The sequence below is a fragment of the Metallosphaera cuprina Ar-4 genome (assembly GCF_000204925.1).
Taxonomy (GTDB): Archaea; Thermoproteota; Thermoprotei_A; order Sulfolobales; family Sulfolobaceae; genus Metallosphaera; species Metallosphaera cuprina.
This window is the reverse complement of sequence record NC_015435.1, coordinates 698,650-714,341: the sequence shown is the minus strand read 5'-3', so window position 1 is coordinate 714,341 and position 15,692 is coordinate 698,650. Positions and strand designations below refer to the sequence as shown.

Genomic DNA, 15,692 nt, shown 5'->3' with positions numbered 1-15,692 from the left:
CATCTCTAATTGGTTTTTACTCTATCAATGACCTTAATAGTTTTATTTGAGAGTTTATTCTAAATGAGGTCTTTCTAAGACACCTCAGATTCTGGCAGAGCGCATGAAAAAGCTAAACTTTAGGTAGAACCTTAATTGCAGGTCCTGAAATAAGTAATGTCGAGTTCATGTTCTTGATCCTCCTCTTGGTTAATCTGAAGGCTAATAGAGCTCCTTTCAAGACGCTGCGTAACAGATCGTAAGCGCTACATTCAGCTACGGCGTTCAATGACACTCTTAGGTTTTTGTATCTGGAGGACTTTGGTTAAATACTAAAATTTTTTCCATAATTAATAAATATTCTTATATTGAAACTTAAGCTCATGATATGAGAGGTTTTTAGACGCGCTTTACGAAACCAGTCCTAAAGTTATAGTAGCTTCACCCTAAATGTCCTCCAACCCATGAAAGGTCAGAAAATGAGTAATGCGATTAGGAAAGGAGACGTTCTCATGAGGATGATTATCTTAAGGCTGGTAGAGGAGATCGGTTCGAAATATGAGACTCAGAATTGTAAAAACCCCCCATGTTTCTTACTAAAACTGAGTTAAGAAACGTTCACATCAGTTCCAGTTATAAAGAACGAAAAGTTTCTTCAAGTCTGGACGGCTGATATCCATATTGGCTCTATAGACTCAAATCTAACATCTTACCTTGATTCTAGTGTAAAGCCGATGACAGAGAGGTGGACATCACTCAGGGTCATATAGTGTTTGTTATGAAGGGACGTAAAGGAGATGTTGCGGAGACCTAGATGGAGGCTTCATACATAGTACCGTTTTCCACAGACATTTAGAGGGCAGGATCGATGGGATAACTAGGCGAGATTGGTTTATTGGCTGGGATCATCATCTCTTTATCAGATAAAGTCTTAAAATCTTTAATACTATTTGACGTAATTAACCCTAAAATATGAGGGTTGATAGTTAAAAATACTTTCCATGAAAATAAATTGTGAACCAAAAAATTGGAATAAAAGATGAGTTAGCTAGTAGAAACGCGTTGCGATTAGTGAGATGCATATATGGGCTCTCCCCTAGCTCAGTAGATGTGTTATGGACGTTAATTTCGTCGGAGAGGCCGATGATTGCAAACGAAATCGCCCAGCATTTGCAGATGCCTAAAGTGTCAATTAGTCTCTCTCTGAAGAGGCTTTACGAATTTGGGCTTATAGAGAGAAGACATAGAAGGGATAACGGAGTAAAGAGAGGGAAAGGGCGCTTTCAATTCGAGTATTATGTAGATAAATTGAGGTTCATGCAAAAACTGTGGAATGACATGGAGAGCAAATATAGAGAAATGTATACGTCTGATTTTTAAATTTATTTTATATAATTACACTTAATTACTCAAAGAAAGAGTAAAGGCTATCCTCATCTAACGAAAGTCTAACGAAAGAGACCCTTATATTTTAGGGTATTAACTTTTTTCCCATAGTGAAAATGAGAGTTTAGTGAGCGCGTTGGGTATCGACCCGAACTACAGATTAAGACCTGTTTCAGGAGAACATGGCGGCCATAAGGTATATGGTAAAGTAGATCCTCCGAAGGTCTTGGGAGTGCATGGCACGATAGTAGGCGTTGACTTCGACATATGTATAGCAGACGGCTCATGCATAACTGCCTGTCCAGTAAACGTCTTTCAATGGTATGAAACACCCGGTAACCCCGTATCGGAGAAGAAGGCAGATCCTATAAACGAGAACGCGTGCATATTCTGTATGGCTTGCGTTAACGTTTGTCCAGTGGCTGCGATCGACGTTAAACCTCCATGAGTGGGAATCATGTCGAACTCAATATCGCTATACATGACTAACGATCACGTCAAGGGCGATGAGGAGCTGGAGACTAGCTTAGTAGAGATGAGACAGGGAGATTTGGAAACGGCTTCCAAGAATTTTGAGTCGGCGAGAAAGAGGATAAAACTTCACATATACATCGAGGAGGAAATACTTTTCCCTGAACTGAAGGATGCGGACCTAAGCGGGTGGATAAGCGAGTTGATGATGCAACACGTCGCGATATGGAATTTACTAGATCAGATACACGTGGGAATGTTAGGGAGAGACAAGGAGATTGAAACGAAATTAGTGTTACTCATTCAATTGCTGAAGGCTCACAACTCGATTAAGGAGCATAGCATCTATAAGGAGTTTCCTGATATCGATGTGATCCACAAGTTAAGTGGAGCGATGATACCTGAAGATTGGAAACCTAAGTTCATGTGATGAGTATGAACCATGCCTCACTTACAGCGTTCCTTTACTTGGCCTTTCTAATGATTTTTATTCATCTTTTGGTTTCATCTCTTTCCTTTTTAGGTCGTATGGTGCCCAAGAGGATCGGTAACGTAGTCGCTGTATATGAAATGTTATTTTATTTACTTCTTATATTTTTGAATTTTACTAATAATATCATGCTATATATAGGATATTTGTATTTTATGATACATTTGGTTGGTGGGATCTATTACATTCGAGGAGGGTTATCTAAGCTTAAGCTCAATCGAGGTCTGACTTATTATGCGTTCTACGAGACGCTTGAGACTTTATATTTAATATTTCTAACTTATTTTTATCTAATTATCTAGACTTTATTACTTAAGGTTTAAGTTTAGCCTTAAATGCTAAAGCGCTTCAAACAAGGTAGGTTAGTTCTTGGGGGATGGCAAACTAGTCCTAAAATTTGGTTTTGTGACACTAAACTCATAAGAGAGCCATGTTAAACACGTAGCTTAGATTAGATCCGCCTTTCATAACATAAAAAAGGAAACCTTTAGTTCCTGTTAAGTCGTTACTCAGATATTTCGACCGTAACGGGTGCGTGATCTGAACCCATAACTTTCTCTAGTATTTCAGCCTTCTTCACTTTACTCTCAAGTTCTTTAGAGACAACGCAATAGTCTATCCTCCAACCTATGTTTTTCTCCCTGGCATGAAACCTGTATGACCACCATGAGTAGTGACCAGGTTCTTTCACGAAGAGCCTGAAGGTGTCCACAAATCCCGAAAGGAGAAACTCGTGAAACCACTTCCTCTCCTCAGGCGTGAATCCTGCGTGATTAACGTTATCCTTTGGCCTTGCGATGTCTATCTCTTCGTGAGCCACGTTGAAGTCACCGCATATGACTGATGGCTTTCCTAGAGAGGCCACATATTCCTGAAAGGCCCTATTAAATCTCAGTTTGAAGTCCAATCTCTTCAATCCCTCGCCTGCGTTAGGGAAGTAAACGTTTATGACAAACATTGACTTGAACTCGGTTGATATTACTCTACCCTCTACGTCAAACTCTTCCTTCCCTATACCGTATGTCACTGAGATAGGTTCTATCCTGGTTAAGGTTAGCGTACCGCTATAACCTCTCTTCTGTTTTGAGGGATTTATGTAAGCCCTATAAGGTAGGGACTGGAAGTCTAAAGGTAACTGGTTGGTCTTTATCTCCTGGAACATTAACACGTCGTATTCCTCTGATTTTATGATTTCCATTAACCCCTTAGCAATAGCGGACTTGAGACTGTTTACGTTCCATGAGAGTATTTTCAACCTGAGAAATAGTTGATTCAAAACAAATTTAAGGGATCACCCTATAGGGTGAGATACCTTTCTCTTTCAACCGTTATAGTCAAGTCTTGTAGATGTCTTTTTATCACTTTCGCTTTACTCTCAGTATACTTTCACAAAAAAATAGAGATGTATTAGTCTTAACCTTGTTTAATAACATCATGGAAGGATATGTCATAGATGCGATCCCATATCAGGGTAAGTTAAAACTAGTGCTTGACGGATTTAAGGAGGCGTGGGTTAAGACCACTTATCCAATTTACGTAGTGACAGAAAACCCTGAGAGGATAATGGAACATCCATCTGTGCTATCTCATGAAGAGGAGGAGTGGAGAACTGTAACCGGGGAAAGGACTGTAATTCACAGATTTGAGCTCAGAGATCTAGATGCCTACATCTACATTTCTAAAAGGGAAAGGACTGTGAACAAGCTTCCCACTGTGCTCTCTCAGACCCTGGACAGGTTGGGAGCTCTACCGTTCAGAAGGATAAGGGTGAACCATGATAAGGTCGAAAGTTCCGAGGATCCTGGACTGAGATTCCCTGACGTTAGATACGCTAGCGTCATAACCTTGGATTGGTACGGGCCATCCGAAGAGGGAAACATGTACGAAGCTAACGTTAATGGCTTCACGTATCGAGGTCTTCTCAAAGACCTAGATATAGAAGCGGATGTGATTGGATGTATGGGTAGAGCATGCGATCACGTTAAGGCCCCTGTTAAATTAAATCTTAAAAGAAAGAGATCACCAGTCTCGATAAAGGGACTAATAGAGTGGTCTTACACTTGCAAGACCTTGATTAGAGAGCTGGCTAACTCAACGATAGGAAAGGCGTTAACTACTAACGAAGCGTGGGTTGCAATTAAAAGGAGAGTGGTAGTACCTGACGTAGTGCCCAGAGTGGAGAAATTAAGGAAGATGGAAGACCTGTCGAAGGCAGATAAGGGCGGCCTAGTGCTTTTCCCTAGGACAGGCTGCTTTAACGAAGCGTGGCAGGTAGACTTCTCCTCTATGTACCCTTCCCTAATCATTAAGTATAACATCTCGGCTGAGACTGTGGACGAGTGCGAGGATTTAGTTACGGAAATAGGGCACAGCCTATGCATGAAAAAGAGAGGAATAGTTCCTGAGGCTCTTTCTTGGTTAGTCGAAAGAAAGGAGAACCTAAAGAAGATAGATGAGGAGAGGGCTGAGGCCATTAAGTGGATATTAGTGGCCTCTTTCGGATATCTAGGATATAGGAACTCGAAGTTCGGTAAGATAGAAGCGTATGAGTTAGTTACATATTTCGCCAGGAAAACTCTAAGGAGGGCCATAGAGACAGCCAGAGCGCTAAACGTTGAAGTTTTACACGGGATCGTTGATTCTCTAATAGTCAGAGGGAACGTCAAGGAGTTCGTTGATGCGGTTAGAGAGTTCACGGGCCTCAAGCTACACTGGAACAGATTCGATTGGGTCGTTCTAGGAACGAGGAGAGATGGCCTCCCTTATCCTATGAGATACTTCGGACTAACGGAAGGTGTGATGAAACATAAAGGGATAGTTAGGAGAAATATGCCAAATCTAGTTAAGGACTTCATTTCAGAGTCTATGCGTGTGCTATCTAAAGCTAAGACGTGTGAAGAGGTGAAGGAACTCAGGTCAGAGTTAATCGAGACTCTTAGAGAGTATGAAAGGAGAGCTTTGAACGGAGAACCCGAGGATTATGTCATGTGGATTAATGGGACTCCTTACGTTAGAGGGATTAGAGGGTTCTACGACGCCAGGGCAGGTTACTTTGGACGTGACCCTCTCTACTATCTTGACTATTTGAGGAGGACCTACACACAGGTGTTAGGTATTGAATAAGAGGCTAACTACAGGTTTCCCCGAGATAGATAGAGCTGTTCAGGACGACGAATTTGTGGAGTTCTTCTCCCTAGATTGGGATCTACTTAGGCTTCTCTACCATAGAGCCATAGCTCTCTCTTCTCCAAGTACGGTTGTAATAGTGTCGGAGAGAGGAGGGTTAGATCCAACTCTAGTGAAGAGGTTCCAGAGGATCTTCGGCACGGAGGGGGAGGTAAGTCTTAGACGAGCGTTCAAAGCAGAGGACGTTGCGCCAACCATAAAGGCAATGGTGGGTGACGAGCTTATAGTTATAGACCCCTATCATCATAGAAAGACTTCGGAATATCAAAAGATCGTTGGCGCTTTAAGAGGAAAGAAGGTGTTCATGTTCAGTTATATGAACAGAGAAAGGGAAGGTTCACTCTTCGGTCTTCATTCCGCACATAGCGTTATAAAACTAGAGAAGACCAGAACCGGATTCGTCGCTAGGTTAGTGAAGAGCGTAACGCTTGACAACATCAGTGTATCCTATGGCTTTTGGAGTCTGTTTGGTAAAATAGAGGAAGGACTAACCAAGTGGATGACTTAATGGGAAAAACTAATAGACTAGGTAACATACATTACTATCATGGATCACATTAAGATGCTTCTAGACCCTAAGAGGAAGGAGTTTGAGAACCCTGAGGTTTTCATCCCTTCCCTGTTGAGCGGGAACGAAGTGGTCGCTGATATTGGCTGTGGTCCTGGGTTTTACTGTACCGTACTAGAGCTGTACTCGAGTAAGCTATATTGCGTTGATGTAAATGACGAGGCGTTAAAATTGGCTAAGGCTAACTCTAGGAAAAGCTCAACTACGTTCTTAAGGGAGCCGTCCGATCAAACGTCAATTCCAGCTAATAGCGTTGACGTGATCGTGTTCGCTAACTCCTTTCACGATATGAACAGGGAGAGCACATACAGAGAGACGCTCAGGATCCTGAAACCGTCCGGTAGAGTGATCATAGTGGACTGGAAGAGGGATGCGCCGTTTGGACCTCCTTTGAGACTTAGGATGGATCCTGAACATTACCTAGAGATCTTCAAAGATTTCACGCTTGAAAAAACCTTCTCTCCAGGACCATACCACTTCGGTTTAGTGCTAAGAAGAAAGTGAGAAAGTTAAGAGAACTTACAAGATTTGCATTGAGGAAAGATTTTGTTCAGCAAAATGGAAAGGCATTGTTCTTCATCCTGAACGCAAGGGAATATCTTAATGCCCCTACCGGAGTACTCCCGAATCTTCTCCGTCGTCAGTTCCCTCACGATCACTACTTCTGGATCAAGACATTGTTCTGCGATTTTTATTGTTCCGTCTTCATAAAGCAAAAAAGCCTTTCCATCCTCGAATGAGACGAGCTTGGCGTTCATGCTATCATGGTACAAATGCTGATATAGCAAATAGAGCTAACGCTATGCCTATCAACACTGAGCCTATCATCATAGATTCTCTCTTTGGAATGAATGGAATGTCAAAGCGACCTATTATAACGTAGCTCACACCGTACACGGTTGAAACTACACCAATGATAGTTAAGATAAGCCTAATGAGCGTAATTGGTTCTATCATTATAAATAGAAATGGACATAGAAGATTATTAACTTTTTTCTATATTATGTGTCCAGTGACTGACTCAGATAAGACCTGAAATAATACAGCGTCTAGTGAACCTCCCGGAAATCAAAGACTTAGATTTGACCGTTTCTATTTATTGAATTTATAATGTACGCTAGAGATATATCATAACGAAAGGACGTGTTCATATGGCCTCCCTGAAACTCCTCATAGAGATGCTGGATATGCCAGGAACTCAACATTTTGTGAACCATTCTAGTCCCATACTGCAAATGAAACTCGTCCTTAGTGCCAACGTCGATGTAAATGTGTTTCCCCCTCAATTTGTCCTTCCTTTCAGGGAGGAATCTCACCGGATCTAAAGAGAGCCAATGATTCCAAACCTCATCATCTATTTTCCCTGTCTCTAGGTCGAAAGGTAACATTAAGTCCTCCCCAGGAGAGTAAAAGGCAGATAGGCCAACTATCATAAGGGCGTCCATCAGATCCCTCTTTTTTCTATCTTGTTGAGACCAATAGAACTCAACGTATTGTCTGGGGTTACCCACTCTCCTGAGCGTTTGGATAACCTTAGGGAAAAGAGGAAGATACGCATATTCAAAATAGACGTCTGGAGAATGAACTGCAAGACCCTTAAAGTCGTATTTGCTGCCCAACTGCAAAGCGCCGTAACCTCCAGACGATTTGCCCATTACGGCGAAGTCTGAAATCTGAAATCTGTCCCTCATCTCAGGTATCAACTCCCTCATGATGAAGGATTCGTAAAGACCAGCTATCTTGGAGTCCAGATACTGATTACCTCCAAATATTGTGAACGTATCTGGAAGTATTAGATAGACCCCCCTTATACTTCCATTCCTCACTAGCCTCTCTATTCTCTCCTTCATGTTTTCCGAAATCGGGTCTACATTTAGTTGAGCTAGAGATGTCGAAAAGTAACCGCTTAGATAAAGTAGGCCTGGCGCCTGGTCAACCTCCCCTGCCTTTAAGACGACTACTTTCCTTCTGTAAGGATCTTTCCAAGGATTATCCCTCAGATAACTGCTTTCAATCTCTAAGGAAAAGACTTCCATAAGGATCCCTGTGTTTTACATGTAAAATTAAATTTTCCTTAAACGTTTCCCTCTTTTCAAGTTAAACGTGCGTTCCGAGGAACTGACTTCACGTCACAGCCTCACTCATCTTCGCCCATCATCTCTAAGCTCTCCGCTATAAGAAACCCCAAAATTATCCATCCGAGGAAGAAGTACACAACGTATTTCTCTAACTGAATCATTGAGATTAAAAGAATCCAGGAAGAAAAGATCAAAGAGCCAATCGAGAAAACCATTTCGTGGATGTGTTTGACTATCTTCTTCCTCCCTATCCTTGCTAACGAGACGCCAGCTGCCATATGAATGTAGAGGTTGCTCATTCCAGATATTCCACCTATGAGTTCTAGTACAACGAACGGAGAAAATCTAGAGCTTAGAAATGCCAGGACCGATATAGCTACTAACGAGACAGCTATCTCGGCTATCTTAGGCTGACCTTTAAACTCTACTGAGAGGAACTTAACTAAGTGACCGTTCTTGGACATATTATACACAGTCCTAGACGACGCCAGAATGTAGGCTATACCACCTAACATCGCGTCGCTTACAGCTACCATCGAAACTACGATCGCCCCTATAATTCCAAAGTCTGAAAGAATTAGACCAACCAAACTTCCTGATATCTTCATTTCACCCAGAGAGTAAAAGAAAAGAGAGGAGAGCCCTCCCCCTAGTAAGGGTACTAATATGGAGGTCCTACTTATGTTCTTGGCAGCGTTTTCGATCTCCTCTGGATAGCTAACGACGGTAGAGTATCCGGAGGGGATTCCGATTCCAAAGAGTATAGCCTCAGCTAAATTTACAGGAACGTGAGATGGAACCGGATTATAAAAAGTGAAGGCTGACCTATATAGAAAGTAGAGGGACAATCCAACTATCAATAATATCTCGAGAACACCAACCACAACTGCGTACTTTGCTGATATTTTTATTCCTCCTATTACAAGAGCCGCGGCTAAAATAGATATTATCAAAGTTAAATAAAAGGAATTAAAACCTGTCAACAAGTTTAAAAGGTACACTCCTCCTATCATTAACGTTCCTCCGTAACTCAAGGAATAGAGAATATAGATCCATCCTGTAGTTATTCCCAGATTATCTGTAAGGGAGTGCAAAGCGTAAGTGTAATAGCCGCTTCCTTTCTTGAACCTTCTTGATAGAGAATAAACTACTGAGGCGTTGATCATAACAAGTAAAGTCGTCATCAGCATAGAAAAACCGGCATATCTTCCAACATAAGATATCATTATTGTACCGAAAGCTATTAGCGATATGAAAGGAGATTGGCCTCCGAACGATAGGAAGAACGCTTCAACGGCTGTTATCCTAGGTTTCTCACTCATGTTCCCTTATAATAAATGCTCTTCCCCTTATATAGGGCGATATAGTCCTTCTCTGAGCAAAGTATCAATTCTCTAAATTGCTCAGCCAAGCATTAGGCTGTCCTAACGATAGACTAATTATATAAATTTGAGAAAATGCTCCCATGCCCCTCGTAGGAATTATAATGGGAAGTAAGAACGATTGGGAAACTATGAAAGAGGCCGCAGATATATTAGAGAGGTTTAACGTTCCCTATGAAGCGAAGGTGGTATCTGCCCATAGAACCCCAGAGTACATGGTGGAATACGCTAAGAAAGCTCACGAAAGGGGAATTGAGGTGATAATAGCTGGAGCTGGTGGAGCTGCACATCTGCCCGGTATGATAGCTTCGCTCACTCATTTACCCGTAATTGGAGTTCCCGTAGCTTCAAGAAACCTTAACGGACTGGACTCGCTACTCTCAATAGTCCAAATGCCTTATGGAGTTCCCGTAGCCACAGTTGCTATCGGCGGAGCCAAAAACGCTGGACTGTTAGCAGTTAGAATCTTAAGTTTGAAACATGTAGACCTCGTCGAGAAGTTGAGGAAGTTTATGGAGGATATGAAAAATGAAGTCCTCTCATCTACGTTATCCTAGACTATGCATTCTCGGTGGAGGCCAACTGGGTTGGATGATGATTTTAGATGGAAGTAAGTTGCCAATATCGTTTAGCGTTTATGCAGATAAGGAAGACCCGGCCTGTAGGATAGCATCCTGTTTTAAGGAAAATTACAAAAAAGAAATAGAAGAGTGTGACGTAGTAACCTTTGAGTTTGAACACGTTGATGACGAACCGTTAATGCTTGCCAACGAACTAGACAAACTCAAGCCTGGACTTGACGTGATTAAACTGAAAAGAGCTAGGCATCTGGAGAAGGAATACTTGAGAAGAGAAGGGTTTCCCACACCTAGATTTGTAACTGTAGAAGGTGGGAATGAGGCCCTTAGAACATTAAGGGACGAGTTTAACGGAGTTGGAGTGATAAAGAGATCAGAAGGAGGTTATGACGGAAGAGGACAATTCTTCATAAAAGGTGATTTGTCAAGCTATAACTTCCTTAAAGAGGAGAAAGGATACTTTGTCGTAGAGGAGTATGTCAACTATGATTATGAGGCTTCGATAATCGCCGTGAGGAGCGAAAGGGAGTTCAAGACCTATCAACCCACTTTTAACTATAACGAGAAGGGGATCTTAGTTTACAACTACGGTCCTTTCGGTAACGAGGAAATGATAAAGGTAGCCGAAGATCTTACCCAGAAGCTTGGGTACGTAGGCACTATGGGGATAGAGTTCTTCGTTAAGGAGGGAAAGGTCTTAATCAACGAGTTTTCCCCAAGAGTTCATAATACAGGTCACTACACCCTGGATGCGGCTGAGGTATCTCAATTTGAGCAACACGTTCGAGCCGTCCTTAACCTTGATCTAGGTCCCACTAAAGTCCTGGTTTATGCTGGTACGGTGAACTTGTTAGGGATTAGTGAGCCTCCTTTAAACTTAGTTAAACTTGGTAATTTGTACTGGTATGGGAAGAGAGAAGCTAAGAAGAGGAGGAAAATGGGACACATAAACGTAATTGGAGACGACCTGAATGAAGTTAGGGAAAAAATTGATAATGTTATGCAAATATTATATCCTAATGGGCCTGATCTATGAAATTTAATTTTAAGATCTGGATAGAGGATGAAGAAGGTAAACCTGTAATAGGAAAGGGAGGTGTGGCCTTAGTCAAAGCTATAATAGACTCTGGTTCGATCGCTAAGGCTTCAGAAGAGATGAACGTTTCATATAAGTTCGCTTGGCAATACGTCAGGAGGATAAATAGTGAGATAGGAGGAATAGAGATGAGAAAGGGAGGCAAAAACGCTGGTGGAACCAACATAAATCCTAGAGTTTTAAAAGCGATAAGAGTTTTTGAGCAAGCTCAGGAAGAAATCAAAAGAGTTCTTGATAAGTATTCCAAGCTTCTAGAGGAAGAGATGAATGAAAAAACTTGATTACCTTTCATCCAAGGCTCTCTGAGCGTTTCTCACGAAATCTTCTACTACTTTCTGTGGATCCTTAGCCTTCATCACCGCACTGGCTACGCCTACACCGTCGGACCCAAGCTTTATTGCAACGTATACGTCCTCACCCAAAGTTATCCCGGCTCCAGCAATGAGGTATACGTTATCTACCTTCCTTATCTCCTGAACTGCGTTCGTGATGACTTCGGGCCTTGCCTTAGAGACAGATACTCCACTCCCTATCAGCTCAGGAGGTTCAATTAAAACTGCTGTAGGTTTGAGCATTCCAATCGGCACTACCAGCTCGTATCTGTCCACACATATCACAGACTCTAGTCCCAGTTTCTTCATTCTCCTTAAAGCGTCATCCATCTCATCTAATCTGACTCTTCTCTCACTGTGATTAAGCAAGCTGCCTCTCGCCCCAGCGTCCTTAATAAGCTCAGGAGTGATTGCCCCCGTGTGAGGTCCTTCAGGAAGACCGTCCACGTGCTGAGCGTAAACCGGAATGCTAACCTGCTCACTGATTCTAGTTATCATGGTAGAGGGAACAGCTATTATGATTTCAGTTGAGGTATCAATAGATACCTTTTCAATCATTTTAGCTAACTGAACGGCTTTCCTTCCATAGGAAGTTTCATAGGCCTTGAAGTTTATGAGGATTATTGGAACTCTCATGAATATACGCACGAAAATCTTTAATTAAGTTTGACTTACTGAAGGCTTCTTTTTAACTTTTAGGTCATTGAAAGTCGTTTTTGATCTGTTTCGCATATGTTGATTCCAATGGGGACGTTCATGCAATCTCGTGATTACAAGATTTTTAAACGTTAAAATATCACATTATAGCAATGAGAGATGAACTGCTTTTATTTTTGCTCTCTCATGGAGAAACCAAATTATCAAGATTATGTAAAGAATTAAATAGTGAGAAGGACGAACTCCTCTCGCTGTTGAGGCCTATGGAACTAGAAGGTTTGATTAAGAAGGAAAGTAAGGGCATATTTAGGAAAGATATTTACTATAGCTTAACGGAAAAAGGTCTTTTTGAAGCAAGAAAAATAAAAGATTCTACTTAGACTCACATCTCCTTAACTATTTCGTCCTCCTTTATCTTTTCAGATGGCCTCCAACCGATCCCGTAAGCTATTATCGAACCTACTACAGCGATCACAACGTTAACTGCAAGAGCTATCAACGAGATGTAGATGGGACCTAATGGAGTTGAGTACAAGCTAGTTTTTATAACCCCGAATTTCGCGTTGGCTTCGTACACCAAGGCTAGACTTAAAGCTATCCCAGATGCCCATCCGGCAAAAGTTGCCCAACCGTTCAACCTCTTAGTGTAAAGACCTAAGAATACGGAGGGAAGGGTTTGAGTTATTAATATACCTCCTAACAGTTGAAGTTGAATCGCGTAAGTTGCCGGAACAACGAATACGAAGCCTAACGCGACGAACTTGAACACTGTTGACGTTATTTTAGCTAACGTCGCCTCAGTCTTAGGCTGAAGAGTTCTGAACTCCTTAATTACGTTTCTAACAAGAAGATTCGCTACCCCTATAGCCATTATCGCTGCTGGGACTAAACCTCCAATAAATATGGCGAGGAAGGCTAGGCCCACGAACCAATCAGGCATGGTGTAGGCTATCAACGAGGGAACTACAAATGTCCCAGCCCCTAGACTGATCACAGCTTTAAGGGCGTTAGGCACAGCATAAATTAAGACTCCAAATAAGGCTAATAGTGCCAATCCTATGCCGTATAACGGAAGAAGCGAAGTCCCTAACTTCAGCTTCCCCTTATCTTCTGAACTTAAAGATCCGTTTATAGCGTGAGGATATAGATACAGAGCTAAGGCAGAACCTAATGAGAGTGAGAAGTAAGCTGGAATTAGTTTGGGTGAGAGATAACTGTACAGTATAGAGCCTTTGGCGTTGTTTAAAGCGTGGTTCACATTAGCCGAGTTGAGGGCTGCGTTGTGAAAGGCCGTCGCGAATCCGCCATAGCTTAATGGAACGATCACTATAACGGCGATCACTGTGATCCAGATTAAGATGTCCTTGAAGACTCCAGTGACGGCTGCTCCTCTTAGGCCACTAGTAAACGTGAAAGATGCCAATATTATGAAAGCTATTAAGAGAGCGATATCCGATACAGTCTTAGAAACTACGCCTGTCAGTCCTGCTAACATAGCTGCAAGAACCGCTTGCATCCCAACAATCTGCAGTGCTATATATGGTAACTCGGCAACAACTCCCGTTAGGGCTACAGCAATGGCCAGCGTCCTATTGTTAAACCTTTCCTTCACGAAATCTGAGGCGGTTACGTATCCTTTATTGCGTGATACAGTCCATAATCTGGGCATAGTAAGCAGAGCCACACCAAATCCCCAGGCCACGTAAGGAACTGCAAAGAAGTAAAGAGATCCTGACGCTAGAACTCCTGATGGAACAGCTATAAACGTATAAGCCGTAAACAGGTCGGCCCCCATTAAAAACCATACCAATAGCCAACCCAATCTTCGGCCTCCCAATCCCCACTCATCTATCTTTGAGAGGTCCCCTCTCCTCCACCTAGAAGCCCAAAAACCTAGTATAGTGAAAATAGCGAAAAGTGCAATAAACACACCAAGCGTTATGTAATCTATATTTCCCAATGCCATATTCCTCACCTACTTCTCCTTGACTGCAAGGACAACTCCCAAGAACAGTATAGTGGACACCACAAGTAGTACTATCTGGTAGGAGTAGAACGTTGTCAATCCTCCTATAGATAAAGCAGAATTGTTAAAAATTGGATATAAGGAGTATATTATTATATCAACTAAGAAAGCTATCCCCATTATCAAATAGAATCTATTCATAACATTTCCTAAACTCATTAGAGATGAAGAAGCTTATAAATTTTATAATTTATAAAGCAACTATCATTCGGAATTTTTTAAACCATAGGTCGCATAGCAAATATAAAGAAAGTAATCTTTATAGAAACATGCTAGAATTTATATCAAATATAGGATTATAATTAATTATTTTTTACCAAAAATTACTCATTAATCAATGGGGATTTCAGCAGGTTCTTAATCCTAGAGACCATCTCTTCCTCCCTTCTGGTATAATATGAAATTGCTCTACCGGTCCGTCCCAACCTACCCGTCCTTCCAACCCTATGTATATAGGTGTCTAAATCTCTGGGTAAATCGAAGTTTATAACCTGTTCCACATCAATTACGTCTATTCCCCTAGCCGCTAGATCTGTTGAAATCAGTACGTCGCTGTAGCCCTTCCTAAAGTTCATAAGGTTCCTTCTTCTAGCGCCCTGAGACATATCGCCGTGAAGAAGGGATACAGTTAACCTATCTGAAACTCTGTCGTACAACGCCTCTGCTCTACTTTTGGTGTTTGTAAATACGATTGTTTTGGATTTAGCGTCTTTGAGCACGTTGTAAACTTTCTCGTTCCAGTTATCACGAACAGGGTAAAACTCGTGCTCTATCTCCACAGGTTTATACTCATCTACTTTAAGGAAGCTTGCGTCTCTGGCAAACCCCTCCGCCAACTTCTTTACCTCAGACGGAACAGTGGCAGAGAAGAAGCCGAACAGATCCGCGTCAGTCTTCGAAAGTATCATCCTGACGTCTTCGATGAAACCCATGTCTAGCATCCTATCTACCTCGTCCACCACGGCTACCTTAAACCTTGCTAGGTCTAGAACGCCTTTACCCCAAAGGTCCAATATCCTTCCAGGAGTTCCAACTATGATATCGCTATTAGACTCCCTTTCTTGCTTCTCGTACCCTACCCCTCCAATAATCACGCCTATTGACATCCTCTTGTACTTCCCTAATCTCTTAGCTTCATAAGCGACTTGATCCGCCAACTCCCTTGTCGGGGTCAAGATAAGGGTGTCTTCCTCTCTTTCTAAGACAGGAATTAGGTAAGAGGCCGTTTTTCCAGAACCTGTCTTTGCCTGTACTATAACGCTCTTACCGCTCATTAAGACCGGAATCGTTAGTTCCTGTACTTTAGTTGGACGCTGGTAATCAATTTCCTCCAGTGCCCTCTTCAGTTGATCGCTTAGTTGATCAAACATAAGCCTTCACTAAATTTCTAAGTTAATAAATTCACTTGGAAAATGTTTGCCTTCAGAAACTTTCTTTACAACGATAAGGAGTTTATATAATTA

General features: G+C 41.9%; 19 protein-coding genes. 10 read left to right on the top strand and 9 right to left on the bottom strand.

The annotated features are described in order from the left end of the window. Positions 1–112: 112 nt before the first annotated feature. Entirely contained in the window at positions 113–268 is a 156-nt protein-coding gene (locus tag MCUP_RS09985) for a hypothetical protein (RefSeq protein ID WP_013737403.1), read from the bottom strand. 725 nt (positions 269–993) lie between these two features. Between MCUP_RS09985 and MCUP_RS04050 the strand changes: the two genes are divergently transcribed. From MCUP_RS04050 to MCUP_RS04040, 3 genes are all read left to right on the top strand, one after another. Next, positions 994–1,359, top strand: coding sequence for a helix-turn-helix domain-containing protein (locus MCUP_RS04050; RefSeq protein WP_048057458.1), 366 nt, complete (start codon positions 994–996; stop codon positions 1,357–1,359). A 142-nt stretch (positions 1,360–1,501) separates the two neighbouring features. Further along, a complete protein-coding gene (locus MCUP_RS04045; RefSeq protein WP_013737400.1) occupies positions 1,502–1,813 on the top strand; it encodes a 4Fe-4S dicluster domain-containing protein in 312 nt (103 codons plus the stop codon). A gap of 9 nt (positions 1,814–1,822) precedes the next feature. Then, positions 1,823–2,266, top strand: a complete 444-nt coding sequence (locus MCUP_RS04040) for a hemerythrin domain-containing protein (protein ID WP_013737399.1) — start codon at positions 1,823–1,825, stop codon at positions 2,264–2,266. Positions 2,267–2,831: 565 nt separating this feature from the next. On the opposite strand, the gene MCUP_RS04030 is transcribed toward MCUP_RS04040, so the two are convergent. Beyond that, on the bottom strand, positions 2,832–3,581 hold the full coding sequence (locus MCUP_RS04030) for an exodeoxyribonuclease III (RefSeq protein ID WP_048057457.1): 750 nt from the start codon (positions 3,579–3,581) through the stop codon (positions 2,832–2,834). 179 nt (positions 3,582–3,760) lie between these two features. On the opposite strand from MCUP_RS04030, the gene MCUP_RS04025 reads away from it, so the two are divergent. From MCUP_RS04025 to MCUP_RS04015, 3 genes are read left to right on the top strand one after another with little or no spacing between them, the layout of a single operon-like run. After that, complete coding sequence (locus MCUP_RS04025) at positions 3,761–5,449, top strand: DNA polymerase domain-containing protein (RefSeq protein ID WP_013737397.1); 1,689 nt, start codon at positions 3,761–3,763, stop codon at positions 5,447–5,449. After that, on the top strand, positions 5,442–6,020 hold the full coding sequence (locus tag MCUP_RS04020) for a hypothetical protein (protein WP_013737396.1): 579 nt from the start codon (positions 5,442–5,444) through the stop codon (positions 6,018–6,020). Before MCUP_RS04025 ends, MCUP_RS04020 begins: the two co-directional genes overlap by 8 nt. 39 nt (positions 6,021–6,059) lie before the next feature. Continuing rightward, positions 6,060–6,584 (top strand): class I SAM-dependent methyltransferase, encoded by a 525-nt coding sequence (locus tag MCUP_RS04015; RefSeq protein WP_048057456.1) that lies wholly within the window; start codon positions 6,060–6,062, stop codon positions 6,582–6,584. 258 nt (positions 6,585–6,842) lie between these two features. On the opposite strand, the gene MCUP_RS04005 is transcribed toward MCUP_RS04015, so the two are convergent. The 3 genes from MCUP_RS04005 to MCUP_RS03995 form a co-directional block, all read right to left on the bottom strand. Continuing rightward, positions 6,843–7,037, bottom strand: a complete 195-nt coding sequence (locus MCUP_RS04005) for a hypothetical protein (protein ID WP_048057455.1) — start codon at positions 7,035–7,037, stop codon at positions 6,843–6,845. Positions 7,038–7,156: 119 nt separating this feature from the next. Next, entirely contained in the window at positions 7,157–8,116 is a 960-nt protein-coding gene (locus tag MCUP_RS04000; RefSeq protein WP_013737391.1) for an alpha/beta hydrolase-fold protein, read from the bottom strand. Between the two features lie 101 nt (positions 8,117–8,217). Next, a complete protein-coding gene (locus MCUP_RS03995) occupies positions 8,218–9,480 on the bottom strand; it encodes an APC family permease (protein WP_013737390.1) in 1,263 nt (420 codons plus the stop codon). A gap of 143 nt (positions 9,481–9,623) precedes the next feature. Between MCUP_RS03995 and purE the strand changes: the two genes are divergently transcribed. The 3 genes from purE to MCUP_RS03980 are packed head-to-tail and all read left to right on the top strand — an operon-like array spanning position 9,624 to position 11,495. Beyond that, a complete protein-coding gene (gene purE, locus MCUP_RS03990; protein WP_048057454.1) occupies positions 9,624–10,097 on the top strand; it encodes a 5-(carboxyamino)imidazole ribonucleotide mutase in 474 nt (157 codons plus the stop codon). Then, entirely contained in the window at positions 10,069–11,154 is a 1,086-nt protein-coding gene (locus MCUP_RS03985; RefSeq protein ID WP_048057453.1) for a 5-(carboxyamino)imidazole ribonucleotide synthase, read from the top strand. Before purE ends, MCUP_RS03985 begins: the two co-directional genes overlap by 29 nt. Continuing rightward, a complete protein-coding gene (locus tag MCUP_RS03980; RefSeq protein ID WP_013737387.1) occupies positions 11,151–11,495 on the top strand; it encodes a winged helix-turn-helix domain-containing protein in 345 nt (114 codons plus the stop codon). The genes MCUP_RS03985 and MCUP_RS03980 overlap by 4 nt, the downstream gene beginning before the upstream one ends. On the opposite strand, the gene tpiA is transcribed toward MCUP_RS03980, so the two are convergent. Then, positions 11,496–12,182 (bottom strand): triose-phosphate isomerase, encoded by a 687-nt coding sequence (gene tpiA, locus MCUP_RS03975; protein ID WP_013737386.1) that lies wholly within the window; start codon positions 12,180–12,182, stop codon positions 11,496–11,498. Positions 12,183–12,355: 173 nt separating this feature from the next. Between tpiA and MCUP_RS03970 the strand changes: the two genes are divergently transcribed. Beyond that, positions 12,356–12,583, top strand: coding sequence for a winged helix DNA-binding protein (locus MCUP_RS03970; RefSeq protein ID WP_048057452.1), 228 nt, complete (start codon positions 12,356–12,358; stop codon positions 12,581–12,583). Between the two features lie 2 nt (positions 12,584–12,585). Here MCUP_RS03970 and MCUP_RS03965 read toward each other — a convergent pair whose 3' ends face one another. The 3 genes from MCUP_RS03965 to MCUP_RS03955 all read right to left on the bottom strand — a co-directional run bounded on the left by MCUP_RS03965 (position 12,586) and on the right by MCUP_RS03955 (position 15,599). After that, positions 12,586–14,169, bottom strand: coding sequence for a sodium:solute symporter family protein (locus MCUP_RS03965; RefSeq protein ID WP_013737384.1), 1,584 nt, complete (start codon positions 14,167–14,169; stop codon positions 12,586–12,588). Between the two features lie 9 nt (positions 14,170–14,178). Next, positions 14,179–14,388, bottom strand: coding sequence for a hypothetical protein (locus tag MCUP_RS03960; RefSeq protein WP_083808567.1), 210 nt, complete (start codon positions 14,386–14,388; stop codon positions 14,179–14,181). A gap of 164 nt (positions 14,389–14,552) precedes the next feature. Further along, positions 14,553–15,599 (bottom strand): DEAD/DEAH box helicase, encoded by a 1,047-nt coding sequence (locus MCUP_RS03955; RefSeq protein ID WP_013737382.1) that lies wholly within the window; start codon positions 15,597–15,599, stop codon positions 14,553–14,555. Positions 15,600–15,692: the final 93 nt, after the last annotated feature.

Bases quoted from the DNA above. Each gene is read 5' to 3' on its own strand.
- MCUP_RS04040 (WP_013737399.1), top strand. From the start codon at position 1,823: ATGTCGAACTCAATATCGCTATACATGACTAACGATCACGTCAAGGGC.
- MCUP_RS04025 (WP_013737397.1), top strand. From the start codon at position 3,761: ATGGAAGGATATGTCATAGATGCGATCCCATATCAGGGTAAGTTAAAA.
- MCUP_RS04015 (WP_048057456.1), top strand. From the start codon at position 6,060: ATGGATCACATTAAGATGCTTCTAGACCCTAAGAGGAAGGAGTTTGAG.
- MCUP_RS04005 (WP_048057455.1), bottom strand. From the start codon at position 7,037: ATGATAGAACCAATTACGCTCATTAGGCTTATCTTAACTATCATTGGT.
- MCUP_RS04000 (WP_013737391.1), bottom strand. From the start codon at position 8,116: ATGGAAGTCTTTTCCTTAGAGATTGAAAGCAGTTATCTGAGGGATAAT.
- MCUP_RS03995 (WP_013737390.1), bottom strand. From the start codon at position 9,480: ATGAGTGAGAAACCTAGGATAACAGCCGTTGAAGCGTTCTTCCTATCG.
- purE (WP_048057454.1), top strand. From the start codon at position 9,624: ATGCCCCTCGTAGGAATTATAATGGGAAGTAAGAACGATTGGGAAACT.
- MCUP_RS03985 (WP_048057453.1), top strand. From the start codon at position 10,069: ATGAAGTCCTCTCATCTACGTTATCCTAGACTATGCATTCTCGGTGGA.
- MCUP_RS03980 (WP_013737387.1), top strand. From the start codon at position 11,151: ATGAAATTTAATTTTAAGATCTGGATAGAGGATGAAGAAGGTAAACCT.
- tpiA (WP_013737386.1), bottom strand. From the start codon at position 12,182: ATGAGAGTTCCAATAATCCTCATAAACTTCAAGGCCTATGAAACTTCC.
- MCUP_RS03970 (WP_048057452.1), top strand. From the start codon at position 12,356: ATGAGAGATGAACTGCTTTTATTTTTGCTCTCTCATGGAGAAACCAAA.
- MCUP_RS03965 (WP_013737384.1), bottom strand. From the start codon at position 14,169: ATGGCATTGGGAAATATAGATTACATAACGCTTGGTGTGTTTATTGCA.
- MCUP_RS03960 (WP_083808567.1), bottom strand. From the start codon at position 14,388: ATGAGTTTAGGAAATGTTATGAATAGATTCTATTTGATAATGGGGATA.
- MCUP_RS03955 (WP_013737382.1), bottom strand. From the start codon at position 15,599: ATGTTTGATCAACTAAGCGATCAACTGAAGAGGGCACTGGAGGAAATT.